The organism is Thioalkalivibrio sp. ALE20, from assembly GCF_000381405.1.
In the GTDB taxonomy this organism is placed as follows: Bacteria; Pseudomonadota; Gammaproteobacteria; order Ectothiorhodospirales; family Ectothiorhodospiraceae; genus Thioalkalivibrio.
This window is the reverse complement of the sequence record NZ_KB906473.1, coordinates 225,830-242,091: the sequence shown is the minus strand read 5'-3', so window position 1 is coordinate 242,091 and position 16,262 is coordinate 225,830. Positions and strand designations below refer to the sequence as shown.

Annotated in this window: 15 protein-coding genes; 1 reads left to right on the top strand and 14 read right to left on the bottom strand. The window is 72.4% G+C overall.

Annotated features, from left to right (window positions below; translation table 11 throughout):
- Position 1: 1 nt before the first annotated feature.
- Positions 2-820, top strand: coding sequence for a cobalt-precorrin-6A reductase (locus F790_RS0106680; RefSeq protein ID WP_019591177.1), 819 nt, complete (start codon positions 2-4; stop codon positions 818-820).
- Here the strand turns inward: F790_RS0106680 and cobJ are convergent.
- From cobJ to F790_RS0106610, 14 genes are all read right to left on the bottom strand, one after another.
- A complete protein-coding gene (gene cobJ, locus F790_RS0106675; protein ID WP_019591176.1) occupies positions 793-1,563 on the bottom strand; it encodes a precorrin-3B C(17)-methyltransferase in 771 nt (256 codons plus the stop codon). The genes F790_RS0106680 and cobJ overlap by 28 nt on opposite strands.
- Positions 1,560-2,345 (bottom strand): precorrin-2 C(20)-methyltransferase, encoded by a 786-nt coding sequence (locus F790_RS0106670; RefSeq protein ID WP_038036592.1) that lies wholly within the window; start codon positions 2,343-2,345, stop codon positions 1,560-1,562. The genes cobJ and F790_RS0106670 overlap by 4 nt, the downstream gene beginning before the upstream one ends.
- A complete protein-coding gene (locus tag F790_RS0106665; protein WP_019591174.1) occupies positions 2,342-2,989 on the bottom strand; it encodes a precorrin-8X methylmutase in 648 nt (215 codons plus the stop codon). Before F790_RS0106665 ends, F790_RS0106670 begins: the two co-directional genes overlap by 4 nt.
- A complete protein-coding gene (cobG, locus tag F790_RS0106660) occupies positions 2,970-4,394 on the bottom strand; it encodes a precorrin-3B synthase (protein ID WP_019591173.1) in 1,425 nt (474 codons plus the stop codon). Before cobG ends, F790_RS0106665 begins: the two co-directional genes overlap by 20 nt.
- Complete coding sequence (locus tag F790_RS0106655) at positions 4,391-5,176, bottom strand: ABC transporter permease (protein WP_019591172.1); 786 nt, start codon at positions 5,174-5,176, stop codon at positions 4,391-4,393. The genes cobG and F790_RS0106655 overlap by 4 nt, the downstream gene beginning before the upstream one ends.
- The gene (locus tag F790_RS0106650; protein WP_019591171.1) at positions 5,173-6,114 is read right to left on the bottom strand and encodes an ABC transporter ATP-binding protein; all 942 of its coding nucleotides are present in this window, start codon (positions 6,112-6,114) and stop codon (positions 5,173-5,175) included. The genes F790_RS0106655 and F790_RS0106650 overlap by 4 nt, the downstream gene beginning before the upstream one ends.
- Positions 6,111-7,229, bottom strand: a complete 1,119-nt coding sequence (locus F790_RS0106645) for a cobalt-precorrin-5B (C(1))-methyltransferase (RefSeq protein WP_019591170.1) — start codon at positions 7,227-7,229, stop codon at positions 6,111-6,113. The genes F790_RS0106650 and F790_RS0106645 overlap by 4 nt, the downstream gene beginning before the upstream one ends.
- Before the next feature lie 34 nt (positions 7,230-7,263).
- On the bottom strand, positions 7,264-8,079 hold the full coding sequence (gene cobA, locus F790_RS0106640) for a uroporphyrinogen-III C-methyltransferase (protein ID WP_019591169.1): 816 nt from the start codon (positions 8,077-8,079) through the stop codon (positions 7,264-7,266).
- A complete protein-coding gene (locus F790_RS0106635) occupies positions 8,076-9,404 on the bottom strand; it encodes a cobyrinate a,c-diamide synthase (protein WP_019591168.1) in 1,329 nt (442 codons plus the stop codon). The genes cobA and F790_RS0106635 overlap by 4 nt, the downstream gene beginning before the upstream one ends.
- 70 nt (positions 9,405-9,474) lie before the next feature.
- Positions 9,475-10,074 (bottom strand): Uma2 family endonuclease, encoded by a 600-nt coding sequence (locus tag F790_RS0106630; RefSeq protein WP_019569716.1) that lies wholly within the window; start codon positions 10,072-10,074, stop codon positions 9,475-9,477.
- A 75-nt stretch (positions 10,075-10,149) separates the two neighbouring features.
- Positions 10,150-10,758, bottom strand: a complete 609-nt coding sequence (gene cobO / locus F790_RS0106625; protein WP_019589707.1) for a cob(I)yrinic acid a,c-diamide adenosyltransferase — start codon at positions 10,756-10,758, stop codon at positions 10,150-10,152.
- A 53-nt stretch (positions 10,759-10,811) separates the two neighbouring features.
- Positions 10,812-11,111, bottom strand: coding sequence for a DUF2149 domain-containing protein (locus tag F790_RS0106620; protein WP_018870223.1), 300 nt, complete (start codon positions 11,109-11,111; stop codon positions 10,812-10,814).
- Complete coding sequence (locus tag F790_RS0106615) at positions 11,108-11,548, bottom strand: MotA/TolQ/ExbB proton channel family protein (RefSeq protein ID WP_019569714.1); 441 nt, start codon at positions 11,546-11,548, stop codon at positions 11,108-11,110. The genes F790_RS0106620 and F790_RS0106615 overlap by 4 nt, the downstream gene beginning before the upstream one ends.
- A 35-nt stretch (positions 11,549-11,583) precedes the next feature.
- Positions 11,584-16,170: a cobaltochelatase subunit CobN gene (locus tag F790_RS0106610; protein ID WP_019591167.1), complete on the bottom strand. Its 4,587-nt coding sequence runs from the start codon at positions 16,168-16,170 to the stop codon at positions 11,584-11,586.
- Positions 16,171-16,262 lie beyond the last annotated feature (92 nt).

The window sequence follows — 16,262 nt, the reverse complement described above, 5'->3', positions numbered from 1 at the left end:
CATGAGCTCCCGTTCATCCACCGATACCGCCCCCCGGGCGGCGCGCCCGCGGCAGATCCTGCTGCTGGGCGGCACCACCGAGGCCGCGGCCCTGGAACCGCTGCTGGACGGCCACCCGCGGCTGCACGCCACCGTGTCGCTGGCCGGACGCACGCGCAGGCCCGCGCCCTCGCGACTGCCGCGGCGCACGGGCGGCTTCGGCGGCGCCGAGGGCCTCGCCGCCTGGCTGCGCGACCACGCGATCGACGCCGTGGTGGACGCCACCCACCCGTTTGCGCGGCAGATCTCGGCCAATGCCGTCGCCGCCACGCGCCGCGCCGGCGTACCCCTGGCCCGGCTGACCCGGCCGCCGTGGCAGGCCGGCCCCGGGGATCACTGGCTGCGCGTGCCCGACCTGGAGGCCGCCGCCCGCGCGCTCCCCGGCCTCGGCCGGCGCGTGCTCATCACCACCGGGCGCCAGCACCTGGAGGCCTTCGAGGCCGCGCCCGACCGGGACTACGTGATCCGCACCATCGACCCGCCGGAACCGCCGCCGGCGCTGGCCCGGGTCACCTGGCTGCGGGCCCGCGGCCCGTTCAGCCTGGCCGACGAGCACCGGCTGCTGGAGACCCACGCCATCGACGTGCTGGTCACCAAGGACAGCGGCGGCGCGGCCACCGCCCCCAAGCTGCAGGCCGCGCGCGAACGCGGCATCCCGGTGGTGATGGTGGACCGGCCGCCGGACGCCCCCGGGGTGCCCCGCTTCCACGCCCCGCAGGCGGCCCTGGAGTGGCTGGAAGGCCTCCCGCGCGTTCACTGCGACTCCGCCGACTCGACATAGCGCGGGGTATACACGTGGCGCCGGCCGGAGGGGCGCTCCAGCACCCGGGTGGAGGCGGCACCGACGATCACCAGCGTGCTCATGTTGGCCGCCGCCGGATCCACCTCGCCGAGGGTGGCGACCCGCAGCTCCTCCCGCTCGCCGCGGCCCACCGCGGTGGCCAGCACCACCAGGGTGTCCGGCCCCTGGACCTCGCGCACGATGTCCAGCGCGGCGCCCAGCTGCCACGGTCGCGCGCGCGAGATCGGATTGTAGAAGGCCATGGCGAAGTCGGCCTCGGCCGCCAGCCGCACCCGGCGCCGGATCAGCGACCACGGCTTGAGATTGTCCGACAGCGAGATCGCGCAGAAGTCGTTGCCCAGCGGCGCCCCCAGCCGCGCCGCGGCCGCCTGCATCGCCGACACCCCGGGCAGCACCTCTACCGTCACCGCATCCCAGCGGCCCGGCTGCGCGCCCTCCAGGGCCTCGAACACCGCCGCGGCCATCGCGAACACCCCGGGATCCCCCCCGGAGACCACCGCCACGTCGCGCCCCTCGGCGGCCATGTCCAGCGCATGCGCCGCGCGCGCCAGTTCCTCGCGGTTGTCGGAGGCATGCACGCGGTGATGCGCCCCGGCCACGCGCTCCAGGTACGGCCCGTAGCCCACCAGATCGGTGGCATCCGCGAGCAGCGCGGTCACCTCCGGCGTGATCCATTCGGAGCCGGCCGGCCCAACCCCGACCACGGTCAGACGCCCGCTCATCGCCGCACCCCCTCGCCGTGGATCACGATCAGGGAGAAATACGGCGCCTCCCCGGGCGTCTCCTCGAGCGCCTCGGCCAGCGGCCGCACGCGTTCCTCGTCAAAGCTCGCGCGTTCGATGTACCAGGCGCGCGCGGTCAGCCCCAGGCGCTCCAGCACGCGGCGGATCTTCGGCAGCTGCTTGCCGAGCTTCATGATCACCGCAGCCTGCGCGGGCGCGAGCGCCGCCTCCAGTTCCGTCTCCGGCAGCGTCCCCGGTACCACACTCAGGGTGTCGTCGCGCATCACCAGCGGCGCCGGCAGTTGCGCCGCCGCGGCGATCGGCGAGATCACCCCGGGTACCACCTCGCTGCGGAAGCGCTCGCGCAGGCGCAGGTGCACGTGCATGAACGAACCGTAGAAATACGGATCACCCTCGTTGAGCACGCAGACCGAACGGCCGGCCTCCAGATGCACCGCCAGGCGTTCGGCGCACTGGTCGAAGAACGCCTCGATGCGACTGCGGTAGCTCTCCTCTTCGTGGGCGATCTCGTTGGTCACCGGATACTCCAGCGCCTCCTCGATCTGCCCGGGACCGATATGCGCATCCGCGATGCGCCGCGCCTGCCCGGTGGTCCCGCGCTTGCAGAAATACGCCACCACCGGCGCCTCGGCGATGCGCCGCGCGGCGCGGAAGGTCATCAGTTCGGGGTCCCCGGGGCCGGTGCCGACCCCGCAGAGCACCCCGGGTTCGATCGTTCCGGGTTCGATCATTCCGGGCCCGCTCGTGTGCGCCGCACTCATGCCGGCTCCCTCCCCAGGCCGTTGACCGCCCCGGCGGTGATCGCGCTGCCGCCGCGGCGCCCGGCCACGGTCAGGTATTCCAGCCCGAACGGGTTGTCCGCCAGCGCCTGCTTGCTCTCCACCGCGCCGACAAAGCCCACCGGGATGCCGATCACCGCCGCCGGGCGCGGCGCGCCGTCGCGCAGCATCTCCAGCAGGCGGAACAGCGCGGTGGGCGCATTGCCGATGGCCACCACCGCGCCGGCCAGCTCGGGGCGCCACAGCTCCATCGCCGCGGCGCTGCGGGTGTTGTCCAGTTCGCGCGCCAGCTCCGGCACGCGCGCATCGCGCAGGGTGCAGCGCACCGGGTTGTCCGCCGGCAGGCGCGCGCGGGTGATGCCGTGGGCCACCATCTCGCTGTCGCACAGCACCGGGGCGCCGGCCTCCAGCGCCTGACGGAGCGCACTGCCGACACCCGGCGAGAAGCGGATGTCCTGCGCCAGATCGGGCATGCCGCAGCTGTGGATCATGCGTTCCACTGCCGCCACCAGATCCGCCGGGAAGCGCTCCAGGTCCGCCTCGGCGCGGATGATCGCGAACGACTCCGCATAGATCGCCTTCCCGTCGCGCTCGTAGCGCCAGGCCTCAGTCTCCGTCACGTTCATCCTCCTCGCACAGCGCCGCGTCCACCGCGGCATTCCAGGCCTCGGGCCCGATCCGTTCCAGCATGGTCTGCAACTCCTCTCCAGCATTGCGTTGACGGGCGAACGCCCGCTCCAGCGCCGCGATCCGGGCGCGCGCCTGCGCCGGGGCCAGCCCGCTCCATTCAAGGGCCGCACCGGGCCGCGAGCGCAGCACCACGGCATGGCCGTCCGGCCGCGCGACCCACTCGACCACCCCGGCTTCCGTCCGCGGCGGCGCCGCGCAGCGCTTGTCGCAGGCGGAGACCTGCAGCCGCACCCCGCTCGCGGCCAGGGTCGGCATGCGCTGCACCAGCGCGGCGGCCTCGCTGCGCGCGGCGATGTGCGCCGAGGCGCAGCCCGGCCGCCCGACACAGGCATCCGCCGCCAGGCGCCGGTCGGCCGGCTCGGTCACCGCACCCAGTTCCCGCAGCAGTTGCTGCAGCTCCGGGGCGGCATCCGCGGCCACGCCGGTCGCCAGCAGCGCCCGCCACGGCGTCAGGCGCAGGCCGCCGCCGTGCGGCTCCAGCCACGCGGCCAGACTCTCCAGCCGGTCGGCGTCGATCACGCCGAACGGGAAGACCGCCCCCACCCAGGCCCCACCGGCCGCCGCACCGAGCCAGTCCCCGACGCGCACCGGCGTGTCGGCGTTGGCAACCACCCCCGGCGTCTCCCCCTCCGAACCCGGCAGGCGCAGCGCCTCGCTCCCGGGCATGCCCACCGCGTCGCGCAGCCGCCCCGGCGGCGGATCCAGCACGGCGCGCTGCTCGAGGAACACGCGCAGGGTGCGCACCACCGCCGCCGGGGCATGCTGCGCCGAGACCTCGCCGAGCGGGGTCGCCGTGGCCGCGGTGCCTCCGGCCGCCACGCGGAAACGAGGCCCCGCGCCGGCGAGCGGATCCAGACGCAGATCCGCCGGCACCCCGCGCAGCGAGGCACGCCCGCCACCGTCGACCACCACGCCCACCTTGGCCGGCAGACCTCGCAGCGCGGGCTCGTCGACGATCGCGGCGCTCACCGCGCGCGCCAGGGCCAGCACGTCCACCGCCTCCGGGTCGAGGTCCGGCACCGGCGCCGCCAGCACGTTGCGCCGGGCCTCGCGCTCCGCCTGGGCATCCACCAGGCCGGTGGGGGCCAGAGCCGCGCGCGCCGCGTCCAGGTCGCCGGCCGCCACGCCGCGCAGCTGCAGGTTGCCGCGCAGGGTCAGTTCCAGTTCGCCGTTGCCCAGGCGCCGCGCGGTGTCCGCCAGCACCCGCGCCGCGGCCGCCCCCAGCCCCCCGATCGGGTGGCGCAGGCGCAGCAGATAGCCGTCCCCGGTGGCCATCGGCGCCGCCACCCCGGGGCAGGCCCCGCGCACCCGCGGCGGCTGCGGCGCCGCCGGACGGTTCATGAGCGCAGCCTCCGGCTGTGGGCCAGCAGATACCAGGCCCCGCCCGCGACCAGTACACAGGCGGCGGCCAGCACCGCGAAGGTCGTGGTCCAGGCGACCGCGCTGACCCCCAGCAGGCCGTGGCGGAAGCCCTCGATCACGTAATAGAGCGGGTTCAGCTGCGCGACCCCCTGCCAGGGATCGGCCAGGCGCTCCACCGGATAGAACAGCCCGCCGAGATAGATCAGCGGGGTCAGCACGAAGGTGCTGATCACCGAGGTGTGGTCGAAGCTGCGCGCGTACAGGCCGTTGATCAGCCCCGCCAGCGAGAACAGCACCGCGGTCAGCAGCGCGATCCCCAGCACCGCCCCGGCGTGGTGCAGCTGCAGCTCGCTGAACGGCAGCGCCACCGCCAGCACCAGCGCCCCGGCCAGCAGCCCGCGCAGTACCCCGGCGGTGGCAAACCCGGCCACCACCAGCCACGCCGGCATCGGCGCCACCAGGATCTCCTCGATGTGGCGCTGCAGGCGCGCGCCGAACAGCGCGAGGCTGCTGTTGCCGTAGGCGTTGGTGACCACCGCCAGCATCACCAGGCCCGGCAGGATGAAGTCGGCATAGGGCACGCCGCCCAGGGTGCCGATCTCGCGCCCCACCAGATGCCCCAGCACCGCGAGAAACAGCACCGCGGTCACCAGCGACGGCAGCAGGTTCTGCACCCAGCCGCGCAGGAAGCGGCGCACCTGCTTCACCACCAGCCCGCGCCAGGCGTACCAGTACAGCGCGGCGTTGTGCAGCGGGCTCATGCCGCGCCCTCCCCGCCGCGCTCGCGCAGCAGTTCGAGAAAGCGGGTCTCCAACCGATTGCCCTTCTCGCGCAGCCCGGCGATGCGCACCCCGGCGGCGGTCAGTTCGGCGAACACCGGGTTCAGCTCGGTACCGCGCGGCACGTCCACCTCCAGGGTGTGCGCATCCACCGGGCGCAGGGTGCCGGCGGACAGCGCGAGCTCCCCGGGCCGCGCCAGCGGCTCGGCCAGCTCCACCACCAGGGTCTGGAAGCGCAGCCCGCGCAGCAGCTCACCGGTGCCGCCGCGGGCGATGATGCGCCCGCCATCGATGATGGCCAGCTCGCGGCACAGGCGCTCGGCCTCCTCCAGGTAATGCGTGGTCAGCAGGATGGTCACGCCATCCGCGTTCAGTTCCTGCAGCAGGGTCCAGAGGTCGTGGCGGGCCTCCAGGTCGACGCCGGCGGTGGGTTCGTCCAGCACCAGCAGGCGCGGCTGGTGCACCAGCGCGCGCGCCAGCAGCAGGCGCCGCTTGAAGCCCCCGGACAGCCCCCAGGCGGTCTGCCGGCGGCGGTCGGCCAGCCCCAGGCGCTCGCACAGTTCGTCGGTGCGGCGGCGCGCCTGGCGCGGCGACAGTCCGTAGTAGGCGCCCTGGGTCTCGATGATCTCGCCCACCGGCTCGAAGCTGTTGAAATTGACCTCCTGCGGCACCAGACCGACCAGACGCCGCGCCGCCACCGGCTCGCGCGCGACATCGTGGCCGAAGATCCGCACCGTGCCGCGCTCCAGGCGCAGCAGCGAGGTCAGCAGCCCGATCAGGGTGGTCTTGCCGGCGCCATTCGGCCCCAGCAGGCCGAAGAACGCCCCCGGCTCGACGTGCAGGCTGACCCCGTCCAGGCCGACCCGGCCACCGCGATAGCGCTTGGCGAGGTCGTCGATGGCGATGGCCGGGGCGCTCATCGCGTCACCTCCGGGGCATCCGCGCCGTCACCGGCCGTCCCCACCACCCGGCCCTGGCGATCCACCGCGACCACCTCCAGCGTGGTGTCGGGCAGCTGATAGCTGCGCGCCTGCTCCAGGGCCAGCGCCGCGATGCGGTCCCCCAGTGCCACGCCGGCCTCCTGACAGGCGGCGAGGGCCTCGATGCTGGTGTTGCAGCCGCGGATCTGCCGCGCCAGCGCGGCATCCGCCCCGGCGGCCTCGGCGGTGGCGGCGATGAAATCCAGGTCGATCGAGCTGCTGCGACTGTGGGTATCCGGGTGCCCGGCGGCGAACTTGCCCAGCTTGGCGAAGCCCGCCACCAGCGCGACGCGCGGCAGCGGCTGGCGCCGCAGGTACTTGAGCGCCGCGCCGAAGAAGTCGCCCATCTCCACCAGCCCCATCTCGTCCAGCCCGTAGCGCTCGCTCGCGGTGCGTTCGCTGGTGCCGCCGGTGCAGCAGGCGACCTGCCGCAGGCCGTTGGCCCGCGCCACGTCGATGGCCTGGTGGATGGAGGCGATGTAGGCGGAACAGGAGAAGGGCCGCACGATGCCGGTGGTGCCGAGGATGGAGATGCCGCCGAGGATGCCGAGGCGCGGGTTCATGGTGCGCCGGGCGATGCGCTCGCCGCCATCCACGCCGAGCGTGACCCGGAACCCGCCCGCATGGCCCAGCTCGCGGGCCAGGCGTTCGAGGTGGTCGGTGATCATCCGGCGCGGCACCGGGTTGATCGCCGGTTCCCCCGGCGGCAGCACCAGACCGCTGCGGGTCACCGTGCCCACCCCGGGTCCGGCGACGAAGGTCACCCCCGCGTCCGGCCGCGGCTCCACCCGCGCGCGGATCCAGGCGCCGTGGGTGGCATCGGGATCATCGCCGGCGTCCTTGATGACGGCCGCCTCGGCACCGCCCGGAACCCGCTCCAGCGACGCCAGCGCCAGGCTGACCACCTGGCCACGCGGCAGCACCACCTCCTGGCTCGTGGTCACGCCGCTGCCCAGCGCCAGCCGCGCCGCCCCCAGGGCCGCCGCGGTCGCGCTGGTGCCGGTGGTCAGGCCGGTGCGCAGCGGCGCCGTGCCGTCGCCGCTCTCCGCGCGCATCGCTCCGGGTTGCGTGCCCGGCTCGGCCATGGGCTCAACCATGGATCCCGTCAACCGCGCCGAGGTCCATCGCGGGCGCCCCGGAAGCATCGCCGGTCAGCCGGGCGCGTTCGCCCACCACGTCGCCCACGATCAGCAGGCTGGGCGACTCCAGCGCCAGCGCCGCGGTGCGCCCGGGCAGGTTCCCCAGGGTGCCGGCGACCACGCGCTGCCCCGGCCGGGTCCCGTGCTCGATGATGGCGGCGGGCCGCGTGGCCGGGGCGCCGGCGGCGACCAGCCCGGCACAGATCTCCGCCAGCGGGTTCAGCCCCATGTAGATCACCACTGTCTGTCGCGGGGCGGCCAGCGCCTCCCAGTCCAGCTCGGTACTGCCGTTGCGCCGGTGCGCGGTCACGAACTGGCAGCGATGGGCATGATCGCGGTGGGTCAGCGGGATGCCGGCGAACGCCGCGCAGCCGCCGGCCGCGCTGATGCCGGGGATGACCCGCACCGGGATGCCGGCCGCCGCCAGCGCCGCCGCCTCCTCGCCACCACGGCCGAAGACATACGGGTCCCCACCCTTCAGCCGCACCACGTAACGCCCCTCGCGGGCGCGCTCGATCATCAGCGCGTTCAGCTCCTCCTGGCGCAGGCTGTGGTTGGAGCGCGCCTTGCCCACGTAGCAGCGTTCGGCCTGCGGACTGGCCATCGCGAGGATCGCCTCGGGGATCAGGCGGTCGTGCAGCAACACCTCGGCGTCGCGCAACGCCGCGGCCGCGTCCAGCGTCAGCAGCCCGGGATCACCCGGCCCGGCGCCGACCAGATCCACGCGGCCGGCGGCCGGCGTGCTGTCCGTGAACACCCGGCTCATGACGCGAACAGGGCCGCGGCCGCCTCCGGATTGGAGGGGAACCAGGCGTGCAGATAGGTTGCGGTCAGCCGGCCATCGCGGTAGACCGCCTCGCCGGTGGAACCGGCGCCGCGGGCACGGGTGCAGTGCGCGACAGGTTCCAGCCCGACCTCGGCCCGGGTGTGGTGGAAGGTATGGCCGCGCAGCTCGCCCTCGGGCAGCGGCGCGGCCTGCAGCCCGAGGCCCTGCAGCTTGTCCTCCAGACGCGCATGCCCCGGCAGCAGACCGGCCATCGGCGCGCCGTGGCCGTCGCGGTCCGCCAGCTCTTCCAACAGGTAGAGGAAGCCGCCGCACTCGGCCAGGATCGGCCGGCCGGCCCCGTGGTGCGCGGCCAGGTCCGCCTTCAGGCCGGTGTTGGCCGCCAGTGCATCGAGGTGCAGCTCGGGATAGCCGCCCGGCAGCCACACCGCATCCACCTCGGGCAGGCGATCGCCGGCCACCGGGGAGAAGAACTCCAGCCGCGCGCCCTGTGTGCGCAGGAACTCGAGGTTGCCCGGATAGGTGAAGGCGAACGCCGCGTCGCGGGCGATGCCGATGCGCAGCCCGTCCAGCCGCGGGGCCCGCTCGCTCCCGGGGTGCGAGTCGGGCTCCGCACCGGCGTCCGCTTCGGGGGCGAACGCCACCGGGGCCGGCAGCTCGGTCACCCCGGCCTCGGCGATCGCCTGCGCGGCGGCCTCCAGACGGGCGTCCAGGTCGGCGACCTCGCCGGCCTGCACCAGCCCGAGGTGGCGATCGGGCACACTCAGGGCCTCGTTGCGCTGGATCGCGCCAAAGAAATGCACGCCATCCGGGGTCGCATCGCGCAGCATGCGCCCGTGCCCCGGGCTGCCGGTGCGGTTGGCGATCACCCCGGCCAGTGGCATCTCCGGGCGCCAGGTCGCCAGCCCGTGCACGATGGCGCCGAAGGTCTGGGCCATGCCGCCGGCATCCACCAGCGCCAGCACCGGCAAGCCGAAGGCCACCGCCAGATCGGCACCCGAAGGGTCGCCGTCGAACAGGCCCATGGAGCCCTCGACCAGGATCAGGTCGGCATCCTGCGCGGCGGCATGCAGCTTCGCCCGGCAGGCCGCCTCGCCCACCATCCACAGATGCAGCGGATCCACCGGATGCCCGGAGGCCTGCTCCAGGATCATCGGATCGAGGAAATCCGGGCCGGTCTTGAACACCCGCACCCGGCGCCCCTGGTTGCGGTGGTAACGCGCGATCGCGGCGGTGACCGTGGTCTTGCCCTGGCCCGAAGCCGGCGCCGCCACGAACGCGGCCGGGCAGCTCACCGGGGCACTCATGCCGACACCTCCGCCTGCAGGCCGGCCGCCTGCCGGGCCCGGTGCCCGTCCGGCCAAAGACCGCGCGCGGTCAGGCCTCGCTCATAGGGGGCTCGGTATCCGGCGGTGCGTCCTCGAAGATGCGCCCGCCTTCCAGTGTCAGGCCGACGCTGCGCAACTCCACAGTATCCTCCATGGAATCGCGTGGATCGTGCGTGTACAGCACCCAGTGATCCTCCGGGTCGCGCCGGTAGAGCTCCACCGCGCCACTGGCCGGGTCGATCATCAGGTATTCCTGCAGCGAGGCCAGGGAGCGGTAGGCGGCAAACTTCGCCCCTCGGTCGAAGGCCTCGGTCGACGGCGACAGGACCTCCACCACCAGCAGCGGGGCCTGCTTGTACTGCTCGCGCCCCCGGTCCTGCGGATCGCAGGTGACCATCACGTCCGGATAGAAGAAGGCATCGGCCGCTTCCACCCGCAGCTTCATGTCCGCGATGAAGGTCCGGCAGGGTCCGCCGCGCAGGTGTTCGCGCAGGGCTGAAGCCACATTGAGCGAGATCGTCACGTGCCGATCCGAGGCCCCGCCCATCGCAAAGACCTCGCCGGCCACGAACTCGTGCTTCTCCGGCTGTTCGGCCTCCCACGCCAGAAAGGCGTCGGCATCCATCTGTGCGGGTTGCGGGTTGCCCATGCTGGAGTCTCCGGTTCGGGCCGTCATCCCCCTGATAGTAGCGCAGCGCCATGGCTGCCCGCAGCGTCCGCCGTGTCACAGCTCGATTCCCTTCTGCGCCTTGATGCCGGCCTGGAAGGCGTGCTTGACCACGCCGATCTCGCTGACCGTGTCGGCGGCGTCGATCAGGCCCTGCGGGGCCGCGCGGCCGGTGGTGATCACGTGCTGCATCTCAGGGCGCGCGGTAAGGTCCCGCACCACCTCGTCGACATCCAGATAGCCGTACTTCAGCGCGATGTGCAGCTCGTCCAGCAGCACCAGGTCGATGGCCGGATCGGTCAGCATGTCGCGGGCGTGGGCCCAAGCCTCGCGCGCGGCCTCGCCGTCCTTCTCGCGATCCTGGGTCTCCCAGGTGTAGCCCTCGCCCATCACGTGGTACTGCACGTTGTCCTGGCGCTTGAAGAAGGCCTCCTCGCCGGTGGCGAAACGGCCCTTGATGAACTGCACGATGCCCACCTGCATGTCGTGGCCCAGCGCGCGCGCCGCCATCCCGAAACCGGAGGAGCTCTTGCCCTTGCCGTTGCCGGTCAGCACCAGGAACACGCCGCGTTCCTCCTGCGCCTCGGCGATCTTGCGGTCCACCACTTCCTTCTTGCGCGCCATGCGCTCGGCGTGGCGGCGCGCGCGTTCGTCCTGATCACTCATGGTCCTGTTCCTCGATTGGGTTTGCGGCCATTGGGCGGCCGGCTCGGGTGTACTCAGTCGCCACCCTCGATCAACAGCATGCGGCCGGTCTCCGGGTCGCGGTAGACCTGGCCCATGGATTCGAAACCGGAGCCGGCCTCGCCGGCGCCGTCGGGCAGTTCGGGAACCTCCTCGCCGGCCTCGACGTCCACGCCGCCGGCTTCCTGCTGTTCCAGTCCGTCGTCGGCGGCCACCAGGGCCACGATCAGGCCGACCGCGAACACCAGCATGATGTCCGCGAGGTTAGCCAGCGGCCCCATGGGTTCCTCGTCCGGCGCGTCGAACCGGCTGGCGCGGTAGTGCGGGACCCTCATGCGGCCTCCATGCGTTCCATCGCGCCGTCATACCAGCGCCGGCGCAGGCGGCCGAGCAGGAAGCCGAGGATACCGATCAGCAGCCCCAGGACCGTGGTGTTGAAGGCCACGGTCACCGCCTGCGCCAGTACGTCGAGTTCGCCCCGGCCCATGGCCGCCAGCCCCGGTCCCAGCGGGATCAGCGTCCCCATCAGCCCCAGCATCGGGCCGATACGCGCCAGGAGGTCGGCACGGTCGATGCGCCGCCGCGCCAGAAACGCCAGCCGCTCGGCATTGCCGCTGGCCTCCAGGCGCCGCACTCCGCCGGTACGCTCGCCGATGGCCTGTCCCAGCTCCCAGACGGCCACCGCGACCAGCACCAGCAAGCCGATGATCACCGGCTCCAGCAGCCAGCTCACCACCGTGTCCATCAGTTCCATCGTGATCGAGAACGACATTCGCGTTACCTCATCAATTTTTGTTCAGCGCTTCCTTAACGGCGCCGACCGGCGACGATGCCTCCGAGCAGCAGCACGAACAGGGCCCCGGAGACCAGCCAGGAGAGCCACGGCATGGCGCGCGCCTCGCCCGATTCGCGGCGGTCCTCGGCCTCCGCCGCCTCGACCTCGGCCGGCTCCGGGGCCTCCTGCATCTCGCGGGCATCCGGCTGTTCCAGCGGCTGGATCTCGGCCATGCGCGCCGGGTCGGTCTCGGCGGGCTCGCGTTCGATCTGCGCGGCCTCGCGCACGGCGTCGAAGGCCTCGGCCAGTTCCGCGTCGTCCAGGCGTTCGGCGACTTCGTCGAGCACGGGGTGATCCGGCCGCGTATGACCGCTGCCGGGCAGGCCGTGCTCGGCCACCAGTTCGGCGAAGTCCTCGGACAGCGCCTCCAGGACCTCGGGATCGGCGTCCCAGAACTCGCGGCTCGCGGCCACCAGCAGCGTGGCCTGCATGTGCGTCTTCACGTGCACCTTGTGGCCATCTTCCAGGAACTCGTCGAGCCCCAGGTCGTGCCGGTCCTGCAGGTAGACGTCGTGCACGTGGTCCCAGGCTTCGGAGCCGATCACGTGGGGACTGGTTACCTGCCAGCCCCACAGGTTGTTGACGAAATCGGCGGTGAAGGTCCGCGCCCCGGCATAGCCGTGGTCCATCAGCGGCTCGATCCACTGCGGGTTCAGATTCTGCCCGTGCAGCTCGGTCATCAGCGCACGCTGCAGGCTCTCAACGCGCGGGTTGTCGGAGTCGGCATGCTGCAGGATGCGATTGTCCGGCGGGGATCCGCGGGCGTGTTCCACCGCGGCCGACAGACCGCCCTGGAAGTCGAAGCCGTCGTCGTTGTCGAGCAGGCCGTAGAGATGGCTGGCGCGGCCCAGATAGGTGCGGCCCACGCCTTCCAGGCGCGCATCGAAGGCCTCGTGGGCGGGCTCGCCGCGGGTCCCGGCGCCATAGGCATGCCCCATGCGCCGGGCATAGGCGTCGGCCAGCTCGGCGCGATCCTCCCAGGCCCCGGAGCGGTCGGCCAGACGGTTCACCCCGGCGCCATAGGCCCCCGGCGCGGTGCCGAACACCCGCAGCGCGGCCTGACGGCCGGCCTCGACCGCCTCCACGCCATCGGATTTCAGCGCCCGGGTATCGGCCACCCACTGGCTCGCCACGTCGTTGCGCTCCAGCGGCTCCCGGCCCGGATCCCTCAGGTCCTCGCCCAGGGGTTTCAGGGCCTCGTCCAGTGCTTCGTCCAGGTGGGGATATTCGGCGCGGATGGTCTTCGACGAGCCGTCCAGGGCCAGGCGCGCGGCCTGGTCCAGCCAGACCAGCTGATCCTCGTAGAGGTCGCGGAACAGGCCCGAGGTGGTGAACAGGGCGTCCCGGCGACGCTCACGATCGGCCTCGTCGAGATCCATCAGCTTCAGGCCCTCGACGATCCCGCGGCTGTTCCACTCGGGCTTCACCCCCAGCATGTCGAGTCCGAAGGCCACCATCACGCCTTCGTCGCGCACGGTGTCGGAGGCCCACAGCACCACGGCCTCGCTGCCTTCGGCTTCGGGGTCGCCCTGCTCGCGGGCATCCGCGGCCAGGTCCTGGCCCAGGCTCCAGGCGATGCGAGTGGGCACCAGATCGGAGGACAGGGCGTGGAAATTGCGCCCGGTGGGCAGCACATCCGGGGTGCGCACCGGATCGTTGCCGCGGCTCGGCGGCACGAAGCGGCCCTCGAGCCCGGCCAGCAGGTTCGCTCCCTCATTGGCTGGCGAGCCCTCCAGGTCTTCGCGCATCGCCGCGTCCGGCTCCGCGTCGCCGGCCATGGAATCGAGCATGGTGTCCACGGCCTCGCCATCCCAGTCGCGGGCCAGCACATGCAGTCCGAGGGGCATGTGCTCCTCCTGCATGTCGGTCACCCAGTGACCGATGTCGTGGACCATCAACTCCTCGTCGAGGTCCGCCAGACCACCCTCGTGAGCCGGATCATGGTCATGTCCGTGGTCGTGGTCATGTCCGTGGTCGTGGTCATGTCCGTGGTCGTGGTCATGTCCGTGGTCGTGGTCATGCCCGTGATCGTGGTCATGCCCGTGATCGTGGTCATGGCCGTGGTCGTGGTCATGCCCGTGGTCGTGGTCATGCCCGTGGTCGTGGTCATGCCCGTGATCATGGTCATGGCCGTGGTCATGGTCATGGCCGTGGTCGTCACCACCATCATGCGCATGATCGTGATCATGGCTGTGGTCGTGGGCATCCATCGCCTCCTCGATGGTCTCGCTCAGACCAAGCTCCTCGATGCGGGCCAGCAGCGTCTCCGCGGCCCGGGCCTGAGTCGGCGAATTCGGATCGGTGCTCGCCTCGTAGCTTTCGACCAGCTGGCGCAGTTCCAGCAGGTCGTCGTAGAGCTCGGTGGTCGCCAGCGCCGGCGTCAGATGGCTGATGATCACGCCCTGGGCGCGACGCTTGGCCTGGATGCCCTCGCCCACGCCATCGACGATGTAGGGATACAGCACCGGCAACGGGCCGCCGAGGAGTTCCGGATAGTCGTCCGGGGCCAGCCCGGCGCGGCGCCGCGGCAGGAATTCGCGGGTGGAGTGGCGCCCCATGTAGACCAGCGCATCCGCCTCGAAATGGTCGCGCAGCCAGTGGTAGAAGCCCACGTACTGATGGGTGGGCGGGAACGTGGTGTTGGCGTGCAGCAGGCGCTCGCTGACTTCCCAGCCCCGCGGCGGCTGTGGGCCGATGAACACGTTGCCGTATTCGATCCCGGGGAAATGCATCGCCCCGTCGTGGGTCATGGCCTCGCCCGGGGGTTCGCCCCAGCCGCTCAGGCCCGGGATGCCGGTGCGCGTGAGGGCGTCGCGCAGGGATTCCGCCTGCGCCAGGTCGCCGCCGCCGTCCAGCAGCGCCTCCCACTCGCGCTCCAGCTGGTCGATCAGTGACTGCGCACGCTGCTGCGCGTCATGCGAGTAGTTCTGCACCATGTGGCGCAGATCGCCGATGCCGTTCTCCAGCGCGCGCTCGGCGGCGTCGGTCGCGCCCAGTTCGCGGGCCTTGAGCAGCCGCTCGTGCAGATAGCCCACCGGACCGTGCACCAGTTCGGCCTGTACGGTCTCCGGCAGGGTCTCGAACCAGGAACGATAAGTCTCCGCATCCAGGCTGGCCACGCGGCCGGCGATGTCGGCGGCCGCGTCGGCATGTTCGGGCAGGTTGACGCCGCGATCCTGGATATCGTCCAGCAGGGCCTCGGCATCTTCCGGGTGATCCCCGGTGTCGTAGCCCGCGTCGCGCAGCAGATCCAGGGTCTCCAGCAGCGACTCGGGGACATCCAGCTTGTCGGCGCCGATGTTGTGGCGCCCCGGCGGATGGTTGTAGTAGACGATGGCCACGCGCTTGTCGGCATTGGAGCGCTCGCGCAGGCGCTGCCAGCGGGCCATGCGTTCGGCCACCGCGTCGACCCGTTCCCGGATCGGCTCGGAGAGCATCAGGCGCACGCCGGTGCGGTCGTCGATCTCGGGCTCGCCGGCGGCGGCCAGCACCGTGGGCTGGCTCACGCCCTGCAGTTCGGGCATGGCGACCTGGTAGTGGATGCTGTCCCAGGGGATGCCGTCATGCGCGACCCGCCATTCATCCTCGCTCCGCGAGGCCAGGCGCAGGCCCTTGACCACCGGCACGTCCAGCTCGCCCAGCGCCCCGGCAACCGCCTCGCGATTACCGCCGCCCCCGATCACGAAGTCCTGCAGGGAGACGATGCCGGCGAGATCGGCGGGTGCCGCCGACTGCGCCAGGTCCTCCACCGCCTGCCGGCTGGCGCCGCCCCAGCGCGCCAGCACGCCGAAGCACTGCAGATCGCGCGATTCCAGCGCGTCGCAGGCGGCATCCAGCAGTGCACGGTCCCCCGGCCGGTCGCCGGTGTCCAGGTCCAGCAGGGCGACCGCCGGGCGTTCATCCAGATCCATTGCGGCGGCGTCATCCACCGCGCGGCCGTCGTGGTAGAAACGGATGGTCTCGCGCGGATCCGGCTGCGGCACGTCGATGTCGTGGCCGGCCTCGGCGGCCAGCCAGCGCATCAGGCCCTCCATGCTCTCCGGCGTACGCCCCTGGTAATACGCCCGGCCGGTGAGCCAGCCGGCCTGTTCGGGAAACGCCTGCCGCTGTTCCCGCAGGTGTTCGCGCGGATCCTCGTCGGCATCCGGATTGGTCGCCAGCTCGGTCCGCTCGTCGGCTTCCAGGCCGGCCAGCACGCGCTCGCCCCGCAACCGGGTCAGCGCCGTCAGCTGCCGGTCGCTGTTGATCGCCAGCAGCGGCACTTCGGCATCCGGACCGCGCTCGCGCAGCAGCCGCGTCAGCCGGCCGACCTCGTCGCCCAGCACCGCCGCCACCAGCACGGCGTCCGCGTCCTCCCACAACGCGGTGACCTCGGAGTCATCCTTGTCGGCCAGCTGCTCCGGCGTACGCAGGCGCACGTCGGATTCGGGGAAGGCCTCGAGGAAACGATGCGCCCCGGCCGTGACCTCGGCGGCGGAGCGATCCGAGACGATGCCGAGGATATGCGGGGACGCGTCCGTGTCCGCCGCCGGAACCCCCGGCAGCAGTAGCGCCAGCAACAGGGGGTAGCGTTTTTTCCATGTACTCATCATTCAACACCCGGATACGTGCACACACTGCCGCCGGGACACTCGAGGCGTCCCGACGGAGC

Coding starts and splice junctions, on each gene's coding strand:
- F790_RS0106680 (WP_019591177.1), top strand. CDS start 2: ATGAGCTCCCGTTCATCCACCGATACCGCCCCCCGGGCGGCGCGCCCG.
- cobJ (WP_019591176.1), bottom strand. CDS start 1,563: ATGAGCGGGCGTCTGACCGTGGTCGGGGTTGGGCCGGCCGGCTCCGAA.
- F790_RS0106670 (WP_038036592.1), bottom strand. CDS start 2,345: ATGAGTGCGGCGCACACGAGCGGGCCCGGAATGATCGAACCCGGAACG.
- F790_RS0106665 (WP_019591174.1), bottom strand. CDS start 2,989: ATGAACGTGACGGAGACTGAGGCCTGGCGCTACGAGCGCGACGGGAAG.
- cobG (WP_019591173.1), bottom strand. CDS start 4,394: ATGAACCGTCCGGCGGCGCCGCAGCCGCCGCGGGTGCGCGGGGCCTGC.
- F790_RS0106655 (WP_019591172.1), bottom strand. CDS start 5,176: ATGAGCCCGCTGCACAACGCCGCGCTGTACTGGTACGCCTGGCGCGGG.
- F790_RS0106650 (WP_019591171.1), bottom strand. CDS start 6,114: ATGAGCGCCCCGGCCATCGCCATCGACGACCTCGCCAAGCGCTATCGC.
- F790_RS0106645 (WP_019591170.1), bottom strand. CDS start 7,229: ATGCGCGCGGAGAGCGGCGACGGCACGGCGCCGCTGCGCACCGGCCTG.
- cobA (WP_019591169.1), bottom strand. CDS start 8,079: ATGAGCCGGGTGTTCACGGACAGCACGCCGGCCGCCGGCCGCGTGGAT.
- F790_RS0106635 (WP_019591168.1), bottom strand. CDS start 9,404: ATGAGTGCCCCGGTGAGCTGCCCGGCCGCGTTCGTGGCGGCGCCGGCT.
- F790_RS0106630 (WP_019569716.1), bottom strand. CDS start 10,074: ATGGGCAACCCGCAACCCGCACAGATGGATGCCGACGCCTTTCTGGCG.
- cobO (WP_019589707.1), bottom strand. CDS start 10,758: ATGAGTGATCAGGACGAACGCGCGCGCCGCCACGCCGAGCGCATGGCG.
- F790_RS0106620 (WP_018870223.1), bottom strand. CDS start 11,111: ATGAGGGTCCCGCACTACCGCGCCAGCCGGTTCGACGCGCCGGACGAG.
- F790_RS0106615 (WP_019569714.1), bottom strand. CDS start 11,548: ATGTCGTTCTCGATCACGATGGAACTGATGGACACGGTGGTGAGCTGG.